The sequence below is a fragment of the Fibrella musci genome (assembly GCF_041321105.1).
GTDB classification, from domain to species: domain Bacteria; phylum Bacteroidota; class Bacteroidia; order Cytophagales; family Spirosomataceae; genus Fibrella; species Fibrella musci.
The window spans coordinates 149,074-169,716 of record NZ_JBGGWD010000001.1; the positions used below are offsets into that span (position 1 = coordinate 149,074).

General features: G+C 55.3%; 21 protein-coding genes. 10 read left to right on the top strand and 11 right to left on the bottom strand.

The features are described from left to right. The first annotated feature begins 60 nt into the window (after positions 1-60). On the top strand, positions 61-1,941 hold the full coding sequence (locus ACAW74_RS00625; protein ID WP_370696250.1) for a M61 family metallopeptidase: 1,881 nt from the start codon (positions 61-63) through the stop codon (positions 1,939-1,941). Between the two features lie 103 nt (positions 1,942-2,044). On the opposite strand, the gene ACAW74_RS00630 is transcribed toward ACAW74_RS00625, so the two are convergent. The 3 genes from ACAW74_RS00630 to ACAW74_RS00640 all read right to left on the bottom strand — a co-directional run bounded on the left by ACAW74_RS00630 (position 2,045) and on the right by ACAW74_RS00640 (position 4,430). Beyond that, positions 2,045-2,248: a hypothetical protein gene (locus ACAW74_RS00630; protein WP_015332267.1), complete on the bottom strand. Its 204-nt coding sequence runs from the start codon at positions 2,246-2,248 to the stop codon at positions 2,045-2,047. A gap of 53 nt (positions 2,249-2,301) precedes the next feature. Beyond that, complete coding sequence (locus ACAW74_RS00635) at positions 2,302-3,831, bottom strand: CCA tRNA nucleotidyltransferase (protein WP_370696251.1); 1,530 nt, start codon at positions 3,829-3,831, stop codon at positions 2,302-2,304. A 74-nt stretch (positions 3,832-3,905) separates the two neighbouring features. Continuing rightward, positions 3,906-4,430: a Sua5/YciO/YrdC/YwlC family protein gene (locus tag ACAW74_RS00640; RefSeq protein WP_370696252.1), complete on the bottom strand. Its 525-nt coding sequence runs from the start codon at positions 4,428-4,430 to the stop codon at positions 3,906-3,908. A gap of 81 nt (positions 4,431-4,511) precedes the next feature. On the opposite strand from ACAW74_RS00640, the gene ACAW74_RS00645 reads away from it, so the two are divergent. From ACAW74_RS00645 to ACAW74_RS00660, 4 genes are all read left to right on the top strand, one after another. Beyond that, the gene (locus ACAW74_RS00645) at positions 4,512-5,969 is read left to right on the top strand and encodes an alkaline phosphatase D family protein (RefSeq protein WP_370696253.1); all 1,458 of its coding nucleotides are present in this window, start codon (positions 4,512-4,514) and stop codon (positions 5,967-5,969) included. 42 nt (positions 5,970-6,011) lie between these two features. Further along, the gene (locus ACAW74_RS00650; RefSeq protein WP_370696254.1) at positions 6,012-6,494 is read left to right on the top strand and encodes an RNA polymerase sigma factor; all 483 of its coding nucleotides are present in this window, start codon (positions 6,012-6,014) and stop codon (positions 6,492-6,494) included. Beyond that, entirely contained in the window at positions 6,491-7,306 is an 816-nt protein-coding gene (locus ACAW74_RS00655; protein ID WP_370696255.1) for an anti-sigma factor, read from the top strand. Before ACAW74_RS00650 ends, ACAW74_RS00655 begins: the two co-directional genes overlap by 4 nt. A gap of 106 nt (positions 7,307-7,412) precedes the next feature. Beyond that, the gene (locus tag ACAW74_RS00660) at positions 7,413-7,988 is read left to right on the top strand and encodes a PD-(D/E)XK nuclease family protein (protein WP_370696256.1); all 576 of its coding nucleotides are present in this window, start codon (positions 7,413-7,415) and stop codon (positions 7,986-7,988) included. Between the two features lie 24 nt (positions 7,989-8,012). Here ACAW74_RS00660 and ACAW74_RS00665 read toward each other — a convergent pair whose 3' ends face one another. Both ACAW74_RS00665 and ACAW74_RS00670 read right to left on the bottom strand, forming a co-directional pair. Beyond that, on the bottom strand, positions 8,013-9,272 hold the full coding sequence (locus ACAW74_RS00665) for an MFS transporter (RefSeq protein ID WP_370696257.1): 1,260 nt from the start codon (positions 9,270-9,272) through the stop codon (positions 8,013-8,015). Between the two features lie 111 nt (positions 9,273-9,383). Next, positions 9,384-10,235: a M12 family metallopeptidase gene (locus ACAW74_RS00670; protein ID WP_370696258.1), complete on the bottom strand. Its 852-nt coding sequence runs from the start codon at positions 10,233-10,235 to the stop codon at positions 9,384-9,386. Positions 10,236-10,990: 755 nt separating this feature from the next. Here ACAW74_RS00670 and ACAW74_RS00675 point away from each other — a divergent pair. Both ACAW74_RS00675 and ACAW74_RS00680 read left to right on the top strand, forming a co-directional pair. Further along, positions 10,991-12,682: a fatty acid--CoA ligase gene (locus tag ACAW74_RS00675; RefSeq protein WP_370696259.1), complete on the top strand. Its 1,692-nt coding sequence runs from the start codon at positions 10,991-10,993 to the stop codon at positions 12,680-12,682. A gap of 116 nt (positions 12,683-12,798) precedes the next feature. Continuing rightward, positions 12,799-13,287 carry a metallophosphoesterase family protein gene (locus ACAW74_RS00680; RefSeq protein WP_370696260.1) on the top strand — a complete coding sequence of 163 codons (489 nt, stop codon included), beginning with the start codon at positions 12,799-12,801 and terminating at the stop codon, positions 13,285-13,287. Position 13,288: 1 nt separating this feature from the next. Here the strand turns inward: ACAW74_RS00680 and ACAW74_RS00685 are convergent, their stop codons facing one another. Then, complete coding sequence (locus tag ACAW74_RS00685) at positions 13,289-13,459, bottom strand: hypothetical protein (protein ID WP_370696261.1); 171 nt, start codon at positions 13,457-13,459, stop codon at positions 13,289-13,291. Positions 13,460-13,630: 171 nt separating this feature from the next. Between ACAW74_RS00685 and ACAW74_RS00690 the strand changes: the two genes are divergently transcribed. Then, positions 13,631-14,308 (top strand): class I SAM-dependent methyltransferase, encoded by a 678-nt coding sequence (locus tag ACAW74_RS00690; protein ID WP_370696262.1) that lies wholly within the window; start codon positions 13,631-13,633, stop codon positions 14,306-14,308. Here the strand turns inward: ACAW74_RS00690 and ACAW74_RS00695 are convergent. Together ACAW74_RS00695 and ACAW74_RS00700 are read right to left on the bottom strand one after the other, a co-directional pair. Then, positions 14,265-14,999: a hypothetical protein gene (locus tag ACAW74_RS00695; RefSeq protein ID WP_370696263.1), complete on the bottom strand. Its 735-nt coding sequence runs from the start codon at positions 14,997-14,999 to the stop codon at positions 14,265-14,267. The two genes, ACAW74_RS00690 and ACAW74_RS00695, sit on opposite strands and share 44 nt — an antisense overlap. A 23-nt stretch (positions 15,000-15,022) precedes the next feature. After that, positions 15,023-15,598, bottom strand: coding sequence for a phosphatase PAP2 family protein (locus ACAW74_RS00700; protein WP_370696264.1), 576 nt, complete (start codon positions 15,596-15,598; stop codon positions 15,023-15,025). Between the two features lie 177 nt (positions 15,599-15,775). Here ACAW74_RS00700 and ACAW74_RS00705 point away from each other — a divergent pair, with 177 nt between their 5' ends. Beyond that, a complete protein-coding gene (locus ACAW74_RS00705; RefSeq protein WP_370696265.1) occupies positions 15,776-16,777 on the top strand; it encodes a M48 family metallopeptidase in 1,002 nt (333 codons plus the stop codon). Between the two features lie 115 nt (positions 16,778-16,892). After that, positions 16,893-17,924 carry a lipid A deacylase LpxR family protein gene (locus ACAW74_RS00710; RefSeq protein WP_370696266.1) on the top strand — a complete coding sequence of 344 codons (1,032 nt, stop codon included), beginning with the start codon at positions 16,893-16,895 and terminating at the stop codon, positions 17,922-17,924. A 6-nt stretch (positions 17,925-17,930) separates the two neighbouring features. Here the strand turns inward: ACAW74_RS00710 and ACAW74_RS00715 are convergent, their stop codons facing one another. The 3 genes from ACAW74_RS00715 to deoC are packed head-to-tail and all read right to left on the bottom strand — an operon-like array spanning position 17,931 to position 20,616. Continuing rightward, positions 17,931-18,839: an ABC transporter substrate-binding protein gene (locus ACAW74_RS00715; RefSeq protein WP_370696267.1), complete on the bottom strand. Its 909-nt coding sequence runs from the start codon at positions 18,837-18,839 to the stop codon at positions 17,931-17,933. A 34-nt stretch (positions 18,840-18,873) separates the two neighbouring features. Further along, positions 18,874-19,785: a sugar phosphate isomerase/epimerase family protein gene (locus ACAW74_RS00720; protein ID WP_370696268.1), complete on the bottom strand. Its 912-nt coding sequence runs from the start codon at positions 19,783-19,785 to the stop codon at positions 18,874-18,876. 57 nt (positions 19,786-19,842) lie between these two features. Then, a complete protein-coding gene (gene deoC / locus ACAW74_RS00725) occupies positions 19,843-20,616 on the bottom strand; it encodes a deoxyribose-phosphate aldolase (protein ID WP_370696269.1) in 774 nt (257 codons plus the stop codon). Positions 20,617-20,643: the final 27 nt, after the last annotated feature.

Sequence of the window (20,643 nt, forward strand, 5' to 3'; positions counted from 1 at the left end):
ACAGCCATCAAACCAAACTCCCGATTACAAATCTTTCAACGAATGTACTGGTCTTTCCGTATGAACAGACGCTTGTCCGTGTTGTTTTTGCTCTGTACGCTTATAACCCTATGCACTGGCCCGGCCCAGGCAGCCCCATTCAGACCCGCCCATCGGAGCGGTGACGACCCGGCCGCCCCCGCCCCGGCCCGCATCACCTACGCGCTGTCGATGCCTCAACCGCAGACCCACTATTTCGAGGTGGAGATGCGCCTTCAGAACGCAGCGGCGGCTACCAATGCCCGCAAAAATGGGTACGTCGACCTAAAGATGCCCGTCTGGACGCCCGGCTCGTACCTCATCCGCGAGTACGCCAAAAACGTGGAAGGTTTTACGGCATCGGCAGGTGGTCAGCCCGTTCGTTCCGAAAAAATTCGTAAGAATGCATGGCGGGTGTACAGCAATGCCGACGACATCACGGTGCGGTATCGGGTTTATGCCTATGAATTCAGTGTACGGAACAGCTTCCTCGACGATACGCACGGCTACCTCAACGGAGCCACCATGTTTTTGTATCACGATGCGCTCAAGAACCAGCCGCTAACCCTTCAGATTACGCCCTACAAGGATTGGAAGAAGGTATCAACGGCCCTCAAACCGGTTGCTAATGCGCCTTTCACGTATGAAGCCCCCGATTTTGATATCCTGGTCGACTCGCCCATAGAGATCGGCAACCAACAGACGCTGACGTTTACAGCCTCCAATATCCCGCATACGGTGGCCATGTACAGCAACGGGCCGCTCGAGTATAGCCCCAACCGCCTTACCGCCGACTACAAGCGCGTTTGCGAAGCCGCGGCCAGCGTGGTGGGTGAGCACCCCTGCACCGATTACACGTTCATCGTACACCATACCAATCAGGGTGGCGGCGGGCTGGAGCACCTTAACTCCACTACGCTGCAAACCAACCGGGTTGCCTACGCCTCAGAGGCCAACTACAAAGGATTTCTGACCCTGGTGGCGCACGAGTATTTTCACCTCTGGAACGTGAAGCGGATTCGGCCCGTTGCGCTCGGCCCCTTCGACTACGAGAACGAAAATTACACGCACATGCTGTGGCTGTCGGAAGGCTGTACCTCGTTCTACGAAGATTACATCCTGCGGCGCGCGGGTTTTCATACGCCGGAAGAGTACCTCCGCATTGTCGCCAACGACATCACGGGCATCGAAAACCAGCCGGGTAACAACGTGCAGTCGGTAGCCGAGTCGAGCTGGGACGCGTGGATCAAGTATTACCGGCCCAACGAGAACTCGGCCAACAGCACAGTATCGTATTATTCGAAAGGATCGGTGCTGGGTACGTTGCTGAATCTGGCGATTCTGTCGGGCAGCAACGGCGAGCGGAACATGGACGACCTGATGCGACTGCTCTATAACGAATACTATAAAAAGCAGAAGCGCGGCTTTACCGACGAGGAATTCCGCCGGGCTGCTGAGCAGGTGGCCGGTACGTCGCTCAACGACTTTTTCGATAAAGGTGTCAACGGCACTGGCCCGCTTGATTACAGCCGGTATTTCGAACCCGTGGGCGTGCGGCTGGTGAATGTCGCGGCCAAACAACAGGATGGGTTCCTGGGTGCTTCGGCAGGCATGAACCCCAGCACGGGCCGCCAAACGATCACATCGGTACGGCGCGGTGGTGCGGCCGATCTGGGTGGGCTAAACGTAGGCGATGAAGTACTGGCCGTCGATAGCGTTCGGCTTACCGACGAACTGCCCAAAGCCATTGCGGGCCGCAAGGCGGGCGACATGGTTCAGTTGATTGTGAACCGGGGCGGTCAGGTACGTCCGCTGATGATCAAACTGATCGACAATCCGCTGCTCTCCTACCGCCTCGAAGCCATGCCCAACGCCTCCGAGAAGCAGAAGGCTATGTACGCGAAGTGGTTATTTGTGAAGTGAGTTTGACGTTTGGTGTTTATCGTTTGAGGTTGGCTGACGCTCGATCAATAATGCGTCAGCCAACCTCAAACGATAAACACCAAACGTCAAACTCACTTCATTCCTACGAATTGTTAATCAGGCTGATGCCGGAGCCGAAGAAGATCAGGCCGAGCACGAAGGGAGCAAACGCTTTAGCCCCGGAAACCTGTAGCCCCAGTGTGGGTTTACCGTCGGAGAGAAAAGCGACCAGGGCAAACAGCAATACAGCGGCACCCAGAATAGTCAGGCCTGCGCCAAAGGAACGTCGGAAGTTATTCTTTTCCATAGAGTTGCGGTAAAACGAGTAGTGTGTTTTGATGGTTAATGGCCTAAACAGCCTTATTGTTTACGATCATCCGGTTGCGCTATCGTCTCCGGTGAAACTGCTGCTATCGGGTTTATAGTTGGTTCGCCCTCGTCAGGTACGTTCCCGGCTTCGACATACTTGACCACCGATAGCCCGTGCTTCTCCCCCTCGGCGATCATAAATGGGTAAGCGATGGCGTATTGGTTGGGAATAATGCCTTCCAGAATGGCCTCCCGCACGGCTACTTTGATTTCGCCCACCAGTTTCGACGGTTTCAGGCCGAAGGTTTCCATAATCAGTTCACCCGTGATGACCGGCTGGAAATTACGCAACTGATCGCGCTCTTCCAGATCGTGCAGTTTTTGCTCTACCTGATCGAACCGCTGAAGATGTCGCTGTACTTTATCGTGGTTTTTCGACGTGATATCGGCCCGGCAGAGTGTTAGCAGGGCTTCCAGGTCGGGACCAACGTCGAACAGCAACCGGCGCAGGGCGGAATCGGTGATACCTTCCTTTACCAGCGGAATCGGGCGCATGTGCAGTCGAACCAGTTTCTGCACCTGTTTCATATGCTCGTTGAGCGGCAGCTTCAGCCGCCGGAACAAGGTTGGCACTTGCCGCGCGCCCACCTCTTCGTGCCCATGAAAGGTCCAGCCAACGCGCTTATCGAACCGCTTGGTCTGGGTTTTGGCAATATCGTGCAACAACGCCGCCCAACGTACCCAGAGGTCATTGGACATGCCCGATACGTTGTCGAGCACCTGTAGCGTGTGGTAGAAATTATCCTTGTGGCCTTTCCCGTCCACCGTTTCTACCCCCTTCAGCGCGACAAGCTCAGGTAGAATCAATTCGAGCAACCCGGCATGGTAGAGCAGCTTGAAGCCATACGAGGGCGTTTTCGACAGAATAATCTTGTTCAGTTCGTCGATGACCCGTTCCATCGACACGATGGACAGCCGGTCTTTCATGCGCACGATGCCGTCGAACGTATCGGGGTCGATGTCGAAATTGAGTTGTGTGGCAAACCGAATGGCCCGCATCATGCGCAACGGATCGTCGGAAAACGTGATGTCGGGCGCTAGCGGTGTTCGGACAATCCGCCGTTTAAGGTCGCCCAACCCATCGAAGGGGTCGATCAGCTCGCCAAAATCTGCCCTGTTCAGGCTGATGCTCATCGCGTTGATGGTCAAGTCGCGCCGATTCTGGTCGTCCTGCAAGGTACCGTCTTCCACAATCGGCTTGCGCGAGTCGGCCCGGTACGATTCTTTTCGGGCCCCGACAAACTCCACATCTACTTCGCCATCGACGGGGTCGGGCATTCGGAGCATGGCCGTACCAAAATTCTGGTACACGGCCACGGGCACTCTGGCCGCCTTTGCTACCGCTTCGGCCAGGGTAATGCCGCTACCCAAACAGACAATATCGATGTCTTTGGAAGGGCGTTTCAATACTAAATCGCGCACGTAGCCCCCCACCACATACGCCGGTATACCCAGCGTACGTGCCTGCTCGGCTACCCGTTCGAAGGCGGGTTTTGTGTGCAGAAAATCAGAAAAATTCATTGACTGCATGTACGATGCCTGCAACACGACGGCCACCCTGTGGTAAGCGATCTTGGGGCATCACACATTGATAGTTACTTACGAATAAACTCAACCTGTCCGCCGCTACCCAGGCGCATGATGCGGGGTTTGCGGAAATTACGCGACGCTTCGCCCAATGTATGAGCAACGACTTTCTGCGCGACATCGGGCAGGGTGAAGCTTTCAAACGGAAGCGTCAGCAGCCCTTTACCAAAGCCACCCAACAAAAACTGAACGGGTTCGCTCAACGATTTCCGAATAGCGATCTCACCGCTATCGGCCGGAGCGGCCACGTTCTTCCCGCCCTCAAACAGAACCACCAAAGGTAACTCAGCATACTCAACTAAATCATACCCAACGTCGGGCATCTTGGCGACATACAACGCAACCTGATCCGTATTCTTGGCTAACACTGTTAACTGATACGGGTTGCGGGTTGCCTCTTTCAGGGTAATTAGCTGCTGCACAGCCGTTTCGTTCTGCGGATCAGCCGCTACCGACCAGCCGGTTTCGTCGGCAATGCCGATGAGCTGCCCTTGCCGGAGCGCCTGGATAAGATCACGATTTGTGGGATTCATAGCTTATCGAACCCCAAACAGAGGTTTCAGGTTTCCTATTTCTGCGTAGTTTCAGCCGATCAAACCCGAATACTACGCTTCATGCACTCTCGTGTTTTGCTGCTCGCGCTGGCTGGCGCGCTCGCCATCAGCCCTAACGGGCGGGCTCAGGCCCCCACTCAGCGTATGCCCGCCCGGCCCACGCAGGCACGCCCCGGCCAACCGGCGGTGATCTCGCCCGCCGCCCGAAAACCGGCCGCGGCACTCCCCGGCACGGCCGCCCAGCCCGGTCGCCCCAGTCCTATTCAGTCGGGCCCGATGGTTGGGTACGTCGACATGCGCGAGGCGGCTATCTGGGTACAAACCAGACAGGCGGCGCAGGTGCAGATCCGGTACGTAGAACAGGGCAAAACCCTTCCGGTCTTTCTGTCGGACCCCGTGCAGACAACCAAGGCAAAGGCCTTCACAGCCCACCTGATTGCCGATCGGCTCACACCGGGTACGTATTATCAATATACGGTGCTGGTCGACGGCAAAGCGGTGGGCCGGCCTTACCAGACCACCTTCAAAACTCAGCCGCTCTGGCAATTCCGGGCCGACCCACCCAATTTTACGTTTGCACTGGGTAGTTGCACTTACGTGAACGAACCTCCCTTCGACCGACCCGGTACGCCTTACGGCGCCGGTTACGAAATCTTCACCAGCATCGCGGCGAAGAAACCTGACTTCATGCTCTGGACGGGCGATAATACCTATACCCGCGAAGTAGACTGGAACAGCCGGTCGGGCATTTTACACCGGTACACACACACCCGCTCATTACCGCAGATGCAACCCCTACTGGCCAGCGCGGCCAACTATGCCATCTGGGACGATCACGATTTTGGGCCGAATGATTCGGACCGCGGTTACTGGCTGAAACCGGTCACACTCGAAGCCTTCAAGCTGTTCTGGGCCAACCCCAACTATATCTTCGATGAAGGCTGCACCGGTACGTTTGTGTGGGGCGACTGCCAGTTCTTTTTGCTCGACGATCGCACGTTTCGCTCACCCGACGAGCAGCCCGACGGAGTCGCCAAAGCCTACTTCGGCGACAGGCAGCTAACGTGGCTGACCGACGCCCTGCGCTACAGCAAAGCCACCTTTAAATTTGTGGTAACGGGCGGACAGATCATTAATCCGACGAAAAATTTCGAGAATTATGCGATTTACGGCGCCGAGCGCGATCGCCTCCTGAAGGCCCTTGCCGAAGCGAACGTACCTGGGCTGTTGTTCATCACCGGCGACCGCCACCACAGCATCATTCACAAGCTCGACCGGCCAGGTACGTACCCTCTTTACGACGTAACCATCTCGCCGTTAACCTCGGGACCATCCAAACCCGCAGCTGACGAACTGACGCAGCCAACGGCTATAGCCGGTACGTTGCTGACCGAACGGAATTTTGCCACCATGGAGGTAACAGGCCCGGCCAAGAACCGCGTGCTTACGATCCGGGCCTTCGATAGCCAGGGCGTCGAGAAATGGACTCGCTCGTTGCGGGCCGATGAGTTACGCTAATTCGCCGATTTATCTATATTTGGCCGTCTACAGCAACTTTTTGTGAAAAGTCAGCAATACCTGGTCCCGGAAGATCAATTGCTTCGTCGGCTTAATAAGCGCGACGAGCAAGCGTTTCAGTGGTTGTATGATCAGTATGCCCACGTCCTGTATGGGGTCGTTCTGACCAGCGTATGCCTTCCCGACGTGGCGAAGCAGGTTGTTGAAGAGGTCTTCGTGAAAGCCTGGAACGAATTCGATCAGTTCAATCCCAAAAAAACGCGGCTACTCACCTGGCTGCTTCGGCGGGCCCGGCAGGAAGCCTTGCGGGTTATGCCGAAAAATCCGCCCGGCCGACCGCCTGAGGTAGATTCTGAGGCCGTAGAAAATCTAATTAGTCCAGAACAACGTACCTTACTTGATGCCGTTTATTTCCGGGGTCAGCTCACCGATGAACTGACTGGTGAAAAATCTAGTATTGATACTAACTTACGTGAGCGCTTGCGGGTGGTTCTTCAAGAATTGAAACTTGTGTTTACTCAATGAATATACCTGACTATATAACCTCTGGAATTCTGGAATCGTACGTACTGGGCACTGTCAGTGACCAGGAACGGCGCGAGGTTGACTGCCTGTCGGGTATCTATCCAGAAGTACGCCAGGAACTCGACCGGCTGACGCTGGCTCTCGAAAACTATGCTCTGCTGCATAGTGTGGAGCCACCAGCCGACTTACAGGAGCGGATTCGCAGTCGTTTGACGATGAATGCTCCTCCTGTCATTGATGACGACGAATCGGGAGCGAAGGTCATCCCGCTGCACCGTGAACGCCCTGTTTTTCAGGGTGCCTGGGTGGCGGCCGCTGCGGTTGGCCTTGTGCTGATTGCGTTCGCCTATTACCTGATCAGTCAGCTTCGTACGGAGCAACAACAGGGCAACCAGATGGCGGTCAATAATGTGAAATTGCAGAACGAGTTGGGGCAATTGCGTCAACAGCAACAACGCGACAGCCAATTGCTGACCCTTCTCCGCCAACCCGGTACGCAGACCGTCCGGCTGGCCTCGGCTAAACCCGATGGCGGTCGGGCCGATGTGATTGTGTATTGGAACCGGCCTAAAAAGCTCGTGACGCTGGAAGTGGAATCGTTGCCCGAATTGGCCTCGAACCAGCAGTACCAACTATGGGCGCTGGTGGACGGTAAACCTGTCGATGCCGGGGTGTTCACCAACGGGGTTGCGCTTCAGGAGCAAAACCGCGCCATCCCCGCGGCCGATCAGTTCGCTATTACGATCGAAAAACTCGGTGGCAGCCCCACCCCCACGCTCTCGGCCCTTGTCGCCATCGGGAAGGTAGGCTGAAAAAACAGTTAACAGTATACAGTGGACAGTATGCAGTGAATTTGCTGACGCTCGGATGAGGCGGAGCTACTGCATACTGTCCACTGTATACTGCTACCTGTTTTTTATGATCAAGTACCGCTTTTACCCCACGTTGCTGAATGTATTCTCGCGCTATCTGCACGGCGGCAACCTGACTGAGCAGCAGTTGCTCGACACTATCAACCGGGTGCCAACCCCCACGACCGAAGCGCAGCAGCGCGGTATTTCGTTTGAAGAAACGTTGCTGAAGGGAATCGACGAAGACCGCTTCGACTCCGCTATTCTTCAAAAAGTCAGAAAGTTATTGCCTCGCCCGATTGTAGAAACACAGGTATACTGTCAATGGGAGATCGACGATGTGCTGTTCTATGGGTACGTTGACTTGATCGGCATGTATAAAGCGGTCGACATCAAGACGACCGGCTCCTATCAGCCGGGGCGCTTCCTGTTCAATCACCAGAATCTCTATCTCCACGCCCTGAAAAAGCGGGGCATCAAGCTGATGGAGTACCTGATCACCGATTTTAAGGACGTGTACGTAGAAAGCTACGCGCTCACGCACCCCATTGACCGACAACTCGAAGAAATCCGGCAGTTTAAAGCGTTCATCGACGAGCATCGGCCTCTGATCACCGACAAAAAGATTGTTGTGAGCGACTAAAAGCCCCTCGCCCCATATGCGTTTTTAAGAAAGTCGAACCCCGAAGAGGTCTTTAGAGCGGGTGTAGATGTAGCCCACGACCGCCAGCGTAACTGCGCCGCCAATCATTACCGAAGGCACCGTACCCAATAGCCGGGCCGCTACCCCCGACTCAAACGCACCGATTTCGTTTGACGAGCTCACGAAAATGCCGTTGACCGCCGCCACCCGCCCCCGCAGGTGATCGGGCGGAAAAATCTGTAGGATGGTCTGACGGATAATGACACTAACACTATCGAACGCGCCCGTCAGCACAAGCATCACGATCGACAGGTAGAAATTGGTGGAGGCCGAAAACACGATCGTAGCGACGCCAAACCCAGCCACCGACAGCAGCATGTTGCGCCAGGCGTTGTGTGTGGGCGGAAACTTAGCCATCACCAGCATGGTAACGACGGCTCCCACCGACGGAGCCGCCCGCAAGGCGCCCAGCCCCTGCGGCCCAACGTGCAGAATATCTTCAGCGAAAATGGGCAGGATCGCAACCACACCCCCAAACAAGACCGAAAATAAGTCCAGCGAGATGGCGTAGAGGACGATGCGGTTGGTAAATACAAACGAAAATCCCTCGCGCAGGCTATCCCAGAACCCCACGTTGGTCAGGTCGTGGGTGGCAACGGGCGGGTGCCGCTTGATGAGCGAGATGAACAGAAAACAAAGGACATACAGGCCAATGGAGGCCAGCAGGGTGTTTTCAAACCCGATGGCGGCATAGAGCAACCCCGCCAACGCCGGACCGGTAATAGCGCCCGCCTGCCAGAATGAACTGCTCCAGGTCGACGAGTTGGCGTACAGCTCGCGGGGCACCAGAAATGGCTTTAGCGACGAACTGGCAGGCGAGTAAAACCCCCGTGCCGTACCGATCAGCATGAGTACCCCGTAGATGACGGCCAGCCGCATCGTCTGAGAATACTGGTTGACCACCGAAGGTCGGAACGCCAGATACAACACGACCGAGCTGAACATAATCACCAGCAGGCTGATTTGCAGGATCCGCTTTTTGTCGCGACGGTCGGCCAGGTGACCGCCAAAAAGCGACAGCAGAATAAACGGAATCGCCTCGGCGAGTCCAACCAGACCGAGGGCCAACGGGTCGTGGGTAATTTTGTAGAGTTCGTATCCCAAAATCACTTCCTGGATTAACAGGGTGACCGTCAGCAGGAACGAGTTGGCGATGTAGTTCCGAAAATCGGGAATGCGAAGTGAAGCGTACGGGTCGGTTGGTGCCGGCGAAACGGGTGTCATACCGCTATAACCCGATTGGGATCGTATAAATCACCGTCAGGGCAAAGAAAAACCCCGACACTACCAGCAACAGGGTTTTTAACTACCAATGTACTCAAAGAAAATCAGTGTTTATGGATACATCGACTGGACCGTGGCGATATCCATAGCCGACAGGCCTGTGCGCTGCGCTGTAAACGTTTTTCCATCTTTTCGCACGATGGTGGGGCGGCCATTACCTGAGAATGCATACGAATCGTAGAGCATGATGGAGTTAAAATCAAGCCCGCCCGCCATATCGAAGCCGTCACGCCCCAGTTGCAGGTACGTTTTGAAATCGTCCTGATAACCGGTTGCTACATTGGCTAAATTTACGGTCACGTACGTATCACGGTCGCCGCGGCTGTGTTCATGGTACAGACCGATAGTATGGCCAATCTCGTGAATGGTGTTACCGAGGCTGCAACCCGTACCCAGCGTGATGAACTGCTGCCCCCCTACCCGGCCCACGTTCGACGAACAACCGCTGCCCGGCCGAAACGTCACGTAATAGCTTTGGTTGGTACGCGGTACAAACCGAATGGCGGTTTTGGCCTCCCAATGGGCAATCGCCTCAATCACACGCTGTTGGTTCGGCAAATTCGATGCGATTGAGTAATAAACGATACGATTTGGCCAACGCAGACTCTTCAGGCTTCGGCCTGTGCCGTCGGCGCTGCGATCGGGGTCAGTCAGGTCGGCGGGGCTCAGCATCATGTCGCCCTGAAAAATTGCCTGCCCGTAGATGAGCTGATAGCGTATGGGTTCATTCAGGTAAATTCCCTCTTTCGTTTCGCCTATCTGATTGGGAAAGGCCATTTCCACCAGCGTGGGTTTCGATTCGGGAATGGCAACGTCATTAATAGGATCAGTGGAACAGCCAAACAGGCCTACCAGCACTAGACTAGCCAGATAAAGCTTTAGTTGGGTATTGAATTGTGTCATGTGTTGGATGGTAAAGGTGGGGGAACGAACAGGCTATACGACCTCCGCCTGCCCGCATCAGTAGCCTTTGGAACAAGCGACTAACGGCAGGCAGTAACAGACTACACGTTTTGGCGCGTAGGTGCATACCTCATTGATAAGCTTCGGTTAGAAGCGCTGAATCACGGGCCATTGCGGGCACAATGGCGAGGCTGTCTACATCCCGGGTGGGATTAGCTGAACAAAGCAGAGAAACAGAGGGAATCAGGCCGTCCTGATTGGCGGCAGCGGGGCGGGAGACATCACGTACGGGATTTGATGGGAACGTAGCGTAGCGGTAGCTACTCATTCATTGTCCGCTTCATAGCTGACTAGAAAAAGCAACTACCTCGTGATGGTAAACCCCACCACGTACTATGTTGACTCAAAACCGGTCAGAAGGTCAAAGATGAACATAAAAAAGTTGGATAAAGCGTGTAGCGTATGCTCTGTTAAAGGCAAATAAAAGGCCAACAGCTATCCGGTTTGAAAATATGATAGTTTATTGGACGATTTAGACAAAAAATACTCGGGTATATGATACGTTTACTAACATGTGAGGTAATAATGCCTTTAACTGAATAAGTTGTCTACACCCATTTTGTAGAACTTAGTCTACAAATCATACCCAAGGTGTGTACTTTTTTCCACGTTTTCTACAGCCGATAACCGAACGAAACAACTCTTGTTTATTTTGCTTTAAACAAAACCAGTCTGTACCCCATTCGTCTATTCCTATGTCAATTCGACTAATCCCCCGAGCCAACACGGCCCATGAGCCCGCTTTATTACTGAAAACGCTCTTACAGCAATCGAGCCGGTATGAGCCCGACCGCGAAATTGTCTACCGCGATCTGTTCCGGATGAATTACCGGACGTTCAACGAGCGAGTGAGGCGGTTGGCCAACGTCCTCACGGAAGCGGGCGTTCAGCCGGGCGACACAGTGGCCGTAATGGACTGGGATAGTCACCGGTATCTGGAAGCCTTCTTCGCCATCCCCTGCCTCGGCGCGGTGTTGCATACGATCAACGTGCGCCTCTCGCCCTTCCAGATCTTGTACACGATGAATCATGCGATCGACAAGGTAGTGCTGGTGCACGAAGATTTCCTGCCCATCATCGACGCCATCCGCCCGCAGCTGACTACCGTCGAGCGATTCATCGTTCTGTCCGACAACGTGTACCAGTCAACGGCCATTGCTGTTGCAGACTACAACGTACCTGAAGGCATGGCGGGCGAGTATGAAACCCTGCTCGCGGGGGCATCGGATACCTTCAGCTTCGAGGATTTTGACGAGAACGCGATTGCGACTACGTTCTATACCACCGGTACGACGGGCCATCCCAAAGGCGTTTACTTCTCGCACCGGCAGCTATTCATGCACACCATGGGGCTATGCACGCTGGTGTCGGGCCTGCAAGCCGTGCCGTTTCAGTCGCCCACGGACGTATACATGCCAATAACGCCCATGTTCCACGTTCACGCGTGGGGTTTTCCGTTCCTAGCGACCATGCTGGGGGCCAAACAGGTGTATCCCGGCCGCTACGAACCCGAATTACTCCTCAAGCTACTGCTGAGCGAAGGCGTAACCCTCTCCCACTGCGTGCCCACCATCCTGAATATGCTGGTCAGCAACCCGGCCGCCGACAAGTTCCGCGAGCAGCTTAGCCGCTGGAAGGTAATTATCGGCGGGTCGGCGCTTACGAAAGGACTGGCTACGGCCGCCCTCAGCAAAGGCATCCGGGTATATCAGGGATACGGGATGTCGGAAACGGCCCCAATCATGGCCCTAACGTACCTGAACGATCAGGAGCGCGGGCTACCGACTGAGCAGCAGGTCGATCTGCTGACGCGGGCGGGGCGGGTGGCACCCTTCATCGAGTTACGACTTATGGACGAAGCGGGTAATTTTTTACCGCACGACGGGCATGCCGTCGGCGAGCTGGTTGCACACGGCCCGTGGCTGACGCAGGGATACTGGCAGGAACCCGACCGCAGCGACGACCTCTGGCAACACGGATGGCTGCACACGGGCGACGTGGCGAGCATTTCGGCCGATTATTGGGTACAGATTGCCGACCGCACCAAAGACGTGATCAAAACGGGTGGCGAGTGGGTATCGTCGCTGGAGATCGAGAACCTGCTCTCTCAGATCGAGGGTATCGCCGAGGTGGCCGTCGTGGGTCTACCCGACGAGAAATGGGGTGAGCGGCCACACGCCATCATTGTACTCAAACCCGATTTTGTCGGAAAATTGGAGCCAAAGGCCATCAAAGACGCTCTTCAGCACCGGATCGAGCAGGGCGAACTCAATAAATGGTACATCCCGGACCGGATCGTCTTCGTCCCGGAAATCCCGAAAACCAGCGTCGGGAAACTGGACAAGAAACGCATCCGCAGTGAAATGAAAGACCAGATTTTAAAATGAATTATGAAATACGGATTATGAATTATGAAATGGCTGACGCAAGATCAGCACGCGTCAGCCAATTCATAGTTCATAATTCAAAATTCATATTTCATAATCCATATTCCCTTCTTTTTATGACCCGAATCGGCCTGCTTTCTGATACACATAGCTACCTAGACCCGGCGGTGTTCACCCATTTTGCGGCCTGCGATGAAATCTGGCATGCGGGCGACGTGGGGGCAGCAGCCGTTGCCCAGGAATTAGCGGCGTTCCGGCCGTTGCGGATTGTGTCGGGCAATATCGATTCCGAGCAGGATTATCCGGCCAATTTGCGCTTTGAGTTAGAGGGGTTCTCCGTCTGGATCACGCACATTGGTGGGGCACCGCCGCGCTATAACCCGGTAGTACGGCCCTTACTTCAGCAGCGTCCCCCTCAGTTGTTTGTCTGCGGGCATTCCCACATCCTGAAAGTTGAGCGCGATCCGAAGCTGGCCAATATGCTCTACCTGAATCCCGGCGCCGCCGGTAAAACAGGGTTTCATCTCATCCGAACCTGCCTGCGCTTTACGCTCGACAATGGGCGCATCAGCGACATGCAGGTGATTGAATTGGGCAAGCGGTAGCTTACCGACCCGCGATACTTTCGCCAAAAGGCGCACCCATGCGCGACAGTGAGCGGAACACATCGGCATTGGCGTTGACAAACGCGACAGCCGAACCACGCAGGTTTGTCCAGAAATCAGCCGCGGACGGCGTTTGATACATTACTTTAACAGTTGTGCGAATGGAGTTCATACAGTTTGTATTTCGTTAACAATCAGGCCGGTAATCAACGGATCAGAGCAGCCCATTATCCCTTACACAACAAGATTGTACTTTAGAAAGATTCACTCCTATTAGAATAGTACAACATAATCATATAGCAACCATTCGTTTAGCGGGAAAGTGCAACAGATTCATCTGATTATGAAGCACTTTCGGCCTCTCATGACCTTCGATTTCATCGCGCCTGTTTATGATTCGCTGGCCCAACTGGTGTTTGGTCGCTTGCTCCTGTCGGCCCAACGGGCGGCGTGGTGGCTGGTTCCGGCGGGGGGCGATGTACTGATTCTTGGGGGTGGTACAGGTACGTTGCTGCCCCAATTCCTGGCCGACAAACAGCCCCGGCGGTTGCTTTATCTTGAGGCCTCGGCGGCCATGCTGAAACGGGCGCAACAGCACGTACCCGAGGCCCTGACCGTCGAGTTTCGGCACGGTACGGAGGCTTCACTTGAGCCAACCGATCAGTTCGACGCCATCCTGTTGCCGTTTGTGCTCGATCTTTACCCCGAACCTACCTTGCAGGCTCAGCTACTACCGCGGCTACTGGCGGTCCTACGTCCCGGTGGCGCCCTGTATGTCTGCGATTTTGATCAGCCACGTACCTGGCAACAACGGGCCCTGATGGGCACGATGATTACCTTCTTCAGGTTCGTTGCCGGGATTCCGGTGCGGCGCCTCCCCAACTGGTCTGCCGTGCTGACCCAACTGGGACTGGTAGCCGAGCAACCGCAAACGTTTGGGCGCGGGCTACTGCGGGCCGGGCGCTGGGTACGTATCGTTACAGTTGCTCCAGCGCTTTCTGCACCGCCGTCAGCGGCGTAACGTCATACCACTCGTCGCCCCCCAGATTAAGGTATTGTCCGTCGCGTTTAGGCGGGCGGGGCAGGCTGTCTTCGGGATTATAATCGTAGGCGTAAATGGTACTCATGACCTGTTGCAGCGTTTCCCAGGGCAATTGTCGGGTTTTCTCCTGCCGGTTCTGGTAGCGCATTAGTCGTACCGAGCGTTCCGCAAAGGAAGCGTTTAACCGGAGTTCCAGGTCGCCCGCGCGGTTGTAGTTCAGATAGATCAGTTCGAAGGGTTTTTCTTTTCCACCTGCCTCATAGATCGCCTGAATCAGCTCCTGAATGGCATACAGGAAGGGCTCGGGGTCGGTGGGCGTACCAGGGCTGGGCGTGCCGCCGCTGGGTTCGATGGTTACCTCCACAAAATCGTCCTGCTCGCCCAGATCGGCTTCATTGAACGAGTCAAGCTTCGTTTGGTCGAGTAACTTCCGGAGAATAGGCAACCAGGCTTCACCCAACTGCCCCGACCACGAAAAATCATCGTTGAGCGTAAAGCCTTCGCCCGTAATGTCTTCTTCGTCAAGCTCTTCCCGATCGGTGTAGGTAATGGCAAATTCGACCGATAGCCGGTTACCCACCGGTTTGGCCAATAGCGTGTAAAAATGGGTATAGGGCGGCGGAATCATGCCAGCCGACTGGAACCGAACGAGAAGCGATGAAAATGACATAGGTAGACAGAATAAGGTGGCGATTACCGACGGGGATTGGTTTGCCGACGGGTTTGAATGGCCGTATAAACCCGAACGCATCCCCAGGCAGCGAGTGTACCAATGCCCGCTCCCGCGAGTACATCGAGCGGATAGTGAGCCCCTACATACACCCGGCTATAGGTAACCAAAACGGCCCACAAAAATAGCCAGCGCAGGGCTGGGTACGTTCGGCCAATCAATAACCAAAGGCCCATAGCCAGCGCAAAGGTGTTGGCGGCGTGCGACGAGGCAAACCCATACAGCCCACCACAAGGCAACACAGGATGCATGAGTGCCTGCACCGTGGCTTCGTGGCAGGGCCGCAGCCGCAGGGTAAGGGGCTTCAGCACCGACGAACAGACCTGATCGCTGATAGCCACGCTGACAGCCAGCGTAACCACCAGACCGATGGCGGCTTTTCCATAACGCCAGGCCAGCCAGCCAATCAGCAGTACGTAAAACGGAATCCAGGTATTTCGCTCGGTTGCCAGCACCATCAGCGGGTCGAGCCAGGGAGCATGGAGGCTGTTTAGCCAGAGAAAAAGGTCCGTGTCGAGTTGATTGAGCGTTTGGCGCATGGGCGGCAAAAATACAACATGCGGCCATATCCGGTACGTGCGTTCTGCCGTTCACGACGAGTTACGTTGCGAGCACTCCGAAAATCACGTGCTTTTAGCCAATGGTTACAAACAACCTGGTCGAAACCATACTTTTGGTCACTTTCCGAACGTCTAACCACTTAGTTATCTCCGCACATGCTCCGCGAAAACCTGCTTTCGTTTCCTGATCTGGCCGCCACCGAATTTCAACACCCCCTCGACCGCGACGCCACCGGTCTGCTCAAGGGGATCGATAAGTTTCGGTCAATCATCGGCACACTCAATGCCTACGTGGAGCATTCAATGCACTACTACAACAGTTCGTCGTGCATTCAGGTGAGCGAAACGCAGTATCCTTCGCTTTTCAAGGCTTACAAACGAACCGCAGAGGCCTTGTCTATCCAGAAATTACCCGATCTGTACATTGAAACGATTGACGAAATCAATGCCTTTGCCAGCGGTATCGACCGGTTCACGATCAAGATCAACTCGGGGCTGCTTGACATCCTGACCGAGCGCGAAACGATGACGATCATCGGCCACGAACTGGGCCACGTGAAGTGCGACCACATGTTTTACAATACGTTTACGTATTTCATCCGATACTTCGGCGGGTCGGTAACGGGGATGATCCCACCCCCATTCAACTCCGCTCTCGACATCAGCGTGCAGCTTGCCCTGCTGGAATGGAGCCGCCGCGCCGAGTTTTCGGCCGACCGGGCAGCGTTGCTCGCTACGCAGGATGCCACGGCGGTGGCGGAGGCGCTGGGAAAAATCGCGGGTTACTCCAAAACTCTCAGCGACCCGATCAGTGTAGAAGCTATTCAGCAGCAGGCTAATACGTTTGAAGAATACGTCGACGATAGCTGGATGGCGAAGTTCATCAAGGTGCAGTCGATGCTCAAGCAAACGCACCCCTACACTGTGTTGCGCGTGAAGGAAATTCTGAACTGGGCTGACTCTGATCACTACAAGAAAATTCTGGCGGGTGATTACCAGAAACAGGTAGCCCTCCCCGTCGCCGTAGTCGACCCGGCGGCCCCTGCCGAACCGGGTGCGGCCCAACCAAACGCCGCCCAGAAAGCAGCGACTACACTAGGCAACTCCCTGTCGGCAGGCCTGAAATCGTTTGGTGGATTCGGGAAGAAGAGCGATTAGGGGTGATAGGTGGGCGGCTGCCGTTGATGCGCTCGCCCACTTATTAGTCATATGATGACGGGCGCAGGGCAAGCCGGTTTACCTTTGCAGCACGACCGTTTCCTGCCAACGTTATATGCGCTTTTTCCTGCTTATTCTATTGGTTTGCCGCTTTTCTACAACATTTTCTCAAGATAGCAGTAGCATTGCTCCTGTTCATTTAGCCCGGCCAGTGGGCGCCTTTGTTCAACTCGACTGGGAAAACGACGCCTTTCAGGTGCACCAGCGCAGCGTTTCAGATCGCTATTACAGCAACGGAATCCGGGTTACCCACCTGAGTAACTACTGGCAGAAGTGGCCTACCCGGCTGGCGCTGCTCAGGCTGGCGGCTAAAGAAAACCGGGTTTATACACCTCTTTACACGTTTACGGCCGGGCAGGACATCTACACGCCCCGTGACACTAAAACGGTACGGCGCCCCCTCTACCCCAACGATCGTCCGTATGCAGGTTACCTCTATCTATCGTGGGGTCTTACAACCACCGACCCAACAGGCGGGCGGCGGCTAAGTTCAGCACTGACTCTCGGCGTGATTGGTCCCCTCTCGGGCGCAGCCGAGCTACAGGAGGGTATCCACACGCTGCTGAAGCAACCCGTGCCTGTTGGCTGGGGTGCGCAAATCAAAAACGACCCGATGGTTAGCTATTCCGTCCGGTACGAAGGCCGGAGCATTCCACGCTTTTCGTCGGTGTTTGATGTCATCACCGATGTAGAAGGCACCATTGGTACCCTGACAAACGCCGCCGGCATGGGTGGTACCCTTCGCATCGGGCTGGCCAATGATTATTTTCAGCATCCGACGGGTATGCATGACGCTGGGTACGTATCATCGCGCCGGTTTCAGTGTTACGCATTCGTTCGAGTCGGGTTCCGGGCCGTACTCGACAATGCGCTGATGCAGGGCGGCTGGCTAAACGGGTCTAAAAACTACTACGCCCTACCCGCCGTTGAGTTGCAGCATTTTCTGGGGCAACTGGATGTGGGGGGGGTGATTGGCAGCAAGAACGTACAACTCGCCTTCATTCAACACCTCCGCACAGCCGAATTTGTTGGCGCCCTGGTCGATCAGTGGGGTCACCTGTCTCTACTAATACGCGTGGGACAGTAGAAGCATCTACAGCAACTCGTTGGTAAACAAGCTATTTACGTCGAGTTGCTGCGTTTCCAGCCCGTGTTTTTTCAACCAGTCGACAAACTGGCTAACGCGCCCAGCCTCCATTTGTCCCCAGTTGGTTTCGTCGCCATAATACGCCGCGGTGTAGGCCTGGCTTTTTGCCAGATCAATGGCCGTACGGTCGCGCTCAGGTACGTGGCGGGCAAGAAGAGCCGCGCTCTCAGGTACGTTGGCAGCGGCATACAGGAACCCTCGTTTAGTGGCGCTCAGAAAGCGACGATAAGTATCGGCGTTGGTGCCGATCTGCTCGCGTGTCGTGAATAGCACGGGCGAATACCCATACGGAATTCCATAGTCGGCGAGCCGAAACTTCGTCAGGCCAACGCCCTGATTTTCGGCCTCCACGCCCTCCCAGTTATCGAAAATCCAGGTGGCGTCGGCGCTACCATTTAGTAGCGTATTCCAGATACCGAGCTTATCGGGGTACGTGATCGTCAGGTCACCCTGTCCGCCGTCGTTGATGATCATTTGCTTCACGATAGCATCTTCGTAACGGGCTTTGTAAGAGGCGTAGATCCGACCATCGAGTTCGCGGGGGCGCTTGATCGTGTTGGCCGAAAGGGCTACGATGGCGCTGATGTCCTCACGCAGCAAGGCCGCAATGGCCGAGACCCGCAACGGATTGGCTTTGGTGTTCAGGCTAATCACACTCTCGAAAGGTGCCAGTGCCACGTCGGCCTGCCCCAACTCCAGTTTCTTGGCCGGTGTGATCAGGTAATCGTCTTGTTCGGGTGTCAACAGAGCCACATCGAGGCCGTTGTCGGCATAATAGCCCAATTCCGACGCTACATAGAAGCCGGTATGATTCGTATTGGGCGTCCAGTCGAGCGCCACGCGTAGGTTATCCATAACTAATTATCGTTGAGTTGGTTACTGAGAGAAGTTACGCCAGGAACTGGCCCAGGTAGTTACGAGCCGTCAGAATAGCCGACCGGACGTCGTCGGGGCTACCCTCGTAGGCTTTATCCTCTACCTCGATGCAAACCGGGCCTCGGTAGCGCACATCGGTCAAGGCAGCGAAGAAATCACGCCAGCGTACGTCGCCCAGACCAGGGAGTTTGGGTGAGTGGTATTCGAGTGGATTGGCCATGATCCCGACCCGGTCGAGGCGATCGCGGTAAAGCTTTACGTCCTTCAGGTGAATGTGATGCAGCCGGTCGCGGTAGTCATAAATGGGCTTCACTTCATTCATCATCTGCCAGATGGCGTGGCTCGGATCGTAGTTGAGACCCAGCACGCGTGAGGGTATAATCTTGAATACCTCATCCCAGATGGCGGGTGTCGTCATCAAATTTTTGCCGCCGGGCCACTCATCGTTGGTGAACCACATGGGGCAGTTTTCGATGCCGATCTTCACGTTGTTTTCTTCGGCTTCCCGTACAATGGCCGGCCAATGTTCGGCTACCAGTTTGAGGTTGTCCCGCACGTTGAGCGACGGATGCCGGCCGATGAATGTATTGACGACAGGTACGTTCAGTTTGGCTGCCGCCCGGATGATTTTTTTGATGTGCTCACGGTAGAACTCAGCCTGCTCGGCATCGGGGTCGAGTGGATTGGGGTAATAGCCCAAACCGGAAATATAGACCCCATATTGCTGACAAAGGCCTTGAATATGAGCTACATCCAGATTATCGACGTCGATATGCGTTACGCCAGCATACCGGCGGGCATCGGCATTACCAGTGGGCCAGCACATCACCTCCACACATTTGAAGCCGTATTCAGAAGCGAATTTCAGGGTTGAATTCAGGTCATTATCCGCCAGTATTGCGGACACAAAGCCAAGATCGAGCATAGGATTTTCGAGTCGTGTGGCGCAAAACTAAACCAGTTCGCCAACCAATCGCATAGGTTAATAGCCTTTACCTTCGGGTATGTTTTCCAATGGTTCGTCGGGCGATACCGCGCCAAATCGCCGGTAGGCTTCCTCCATGATGGCGGCCGTGGCCGATGCCCCCAATCTGGCCACCCCCATCGCCTTGACTTCCAGCAGGCCATCGAGCGTGCGAACGCCGCCGGCCGCCTTCACCTGAACGTCCGGACCGGCGTTGTCGAGCATCACCCGCAGGTGGGGTAACGTAGCGCCTTCGTAGCTGTACGTGCCATCCGGTCCTTTCACAAACCCGTAGCCCGTGGACGTTTTCACAAATTCCACGCCCACCTCCGTGCAAAGTTGCGTGAGCTTGGCGATCAGCTCGGGCCGGATCAGGTAATCATTCTCGAAAATGACTTTCAGAATGGCGCCATTGGCCCGGCAGGCCGCATGCACAGCCGCAATTTCCGCCTTTACGTAGTCCCAGTCGCCGCCCAGTGCCTTACCGATATTGATGACCATGTCGATTTCGACCGCTCCATCCCGGCACGCCTGAATGGTTTCGGCCACTTTCACGGCGGTGGTTGAATTGCCCGCCGGAAACCCGATGACAGTGCCCACCAGCACATCCGAACCAGCAAGCAGTTCGGCTGCCAGCGGCACGGCGTAGGGTTTGATACAAACCGACGCGACATCGTATTTCAGGGCAACGGCGCAGCCGTCGCGCAGTTCGGCGTCGGTCAGCGTTGGATGCAGCAGCGAGTGGTCGATCATCTTGGCGATCTCGCGCAGTAAGGTTGTGTTGGCAGACATGGGATTGTTGGCAAGGTAAGGTCAAGC

Bases quoted from the DNA above. Each gene is read 5' to 3' on its own strand.
- ACAW74_RS00705 (WP_370696265.1), top strand. From the start codon at position 15,776: ATGCTCCGCGAAAACCTGCTTTCGTTTCCTGATCTGGCCGCCACCGAA.
- ACAW74_RS00695 (WP_370696263.1), bottom strand. From the start codon at position 14,999: ATGTCATTTTCATCGCTTCTCGTTCGGTTCCAGTCGGCTGGCATGATT.
- ACAW74_RS00645 (WP_370696253.1), top strand. From the start codon at position 4,512: ATGCACTCTCGTGTTTTGCTGCTCGCGCTGGCTGGCGCGCTCGCCATC.
- ACAW74_RS00710 (WP_370696266.1), top strand. From the start codon at position 16,893: ATGCGCTTTTTCCTGCTTATTCTATTGGTTTGCCGCTTTTCTACAACA.
- ACAW74_RS00660 (WP_370696256.1), top strand. From the start codon at position 7,413: ATGATCAAGTACCGCTTTTACCCCACGTTGCTGAATGTATTCTCGCGC.
- ACAW74_RS00700 (WP_370696264.1), bottom strand. From the start codon at position 15,598: ATGCGCCAAACGCTCAATCAACTCGACACGGACCTTTTTCTCTGGCTA.
- ACAW74_RS00680 (WP_370696260.1), top strand. From the start codon at position 12,799: ATGACCCGAATCGGCCTGCTTTCTGATACACATAGCTACCTAGACCCG.
- ACAW74_RS00625 (WP_370696250.1), top strand. From the start codon at position 61: ATGAACAGACGCTTGTCCGTGTTGTTTTTGCTCTGTACGCTTATAACC.
- ACAW74_RS00635 (WP_370696251.1), bottom strand. From the start codon at position 3,831: ATGAATTTTTCTGATTTTCTGCACACAAAACCCGCCTTCGAACGGGTA.
- ACAW74_RS00640 (WP_370696252.1), bottom strand. From the start codon at position 4,430: ATGAATCCCACAAATCGTGATCTTATCCAGGCGCTCCGGCAAGGGCAG.
- ACAW74_RS00655 (WP_370696255.1), top strand. From the start codon at position 6,491: ATGAATATACCTGACTATATAACCTCTGGAATTCTGGAATCGTACGTA.
- ACAW74_RS00670 (WP_370696258.1), bottom strand. From the start codon at position 10,235: ATGACACAATTCAATACCCAACTAAAGCTTTATCTGGCTAGTCTAGTG.
- ACAW74_RS00665 (WP_370696257.1), bottom strand. From the start codon at position 9,272: ATGACACCCGTTTCGCCGGCACCAACCGACCCGTACGCTTCACTTCGC.
- ACAW74_RS00685 (WP_370696261.1), bottom strand. From the start codon at position 13,459: ATGAACTCCATTCGCACAACTGTTAAAGTAATGTATCAAACGCCGTCC.
- ACAW74_RS00675 (WP_370696259.1), top strand. From the start codon at position 10,991: ATGTCAATTCGACTAATCCCCCGAGCCAACACGGCCCATGAGCCCGCT.
- ACAW74_RS00630 (WP_015332267.1), bottom strand. From the start codon at position 2,248: ATGGAAAAGAATAACTTCCGACGTTCCTTTGGCGCAGGCCTGACTATT.
- ACAW74_RS00690 (WP_370696262.1), top strand. From the start codon at position 13,631: ATGAAGCACTTTCGGCCTCTCATGACCTTCGATTTCATCGCGCCTGTT.
- ACAW74_RS00715 (WP_370696267.1), bottom strand. From the start codon at position 18,839: ATGGATAACCTACGCGTGGCGCTCGACTGGACGCCCAATACGAATCAT.
- deoC (WP_370696269.1), bottom strand. From the start codon at position 20,616: ATGTCTGCCAACACAACCTTACTGCGCGAGATCGCCAAGATGATCGAC.
- ACAW74_RS00720 (WP_370696268.1), bottom strand. From the start codon at position 19,785: ATGCTCGATCTTGGCTTTGTGTCCGCAATACTGGCGGATAATGACCTG.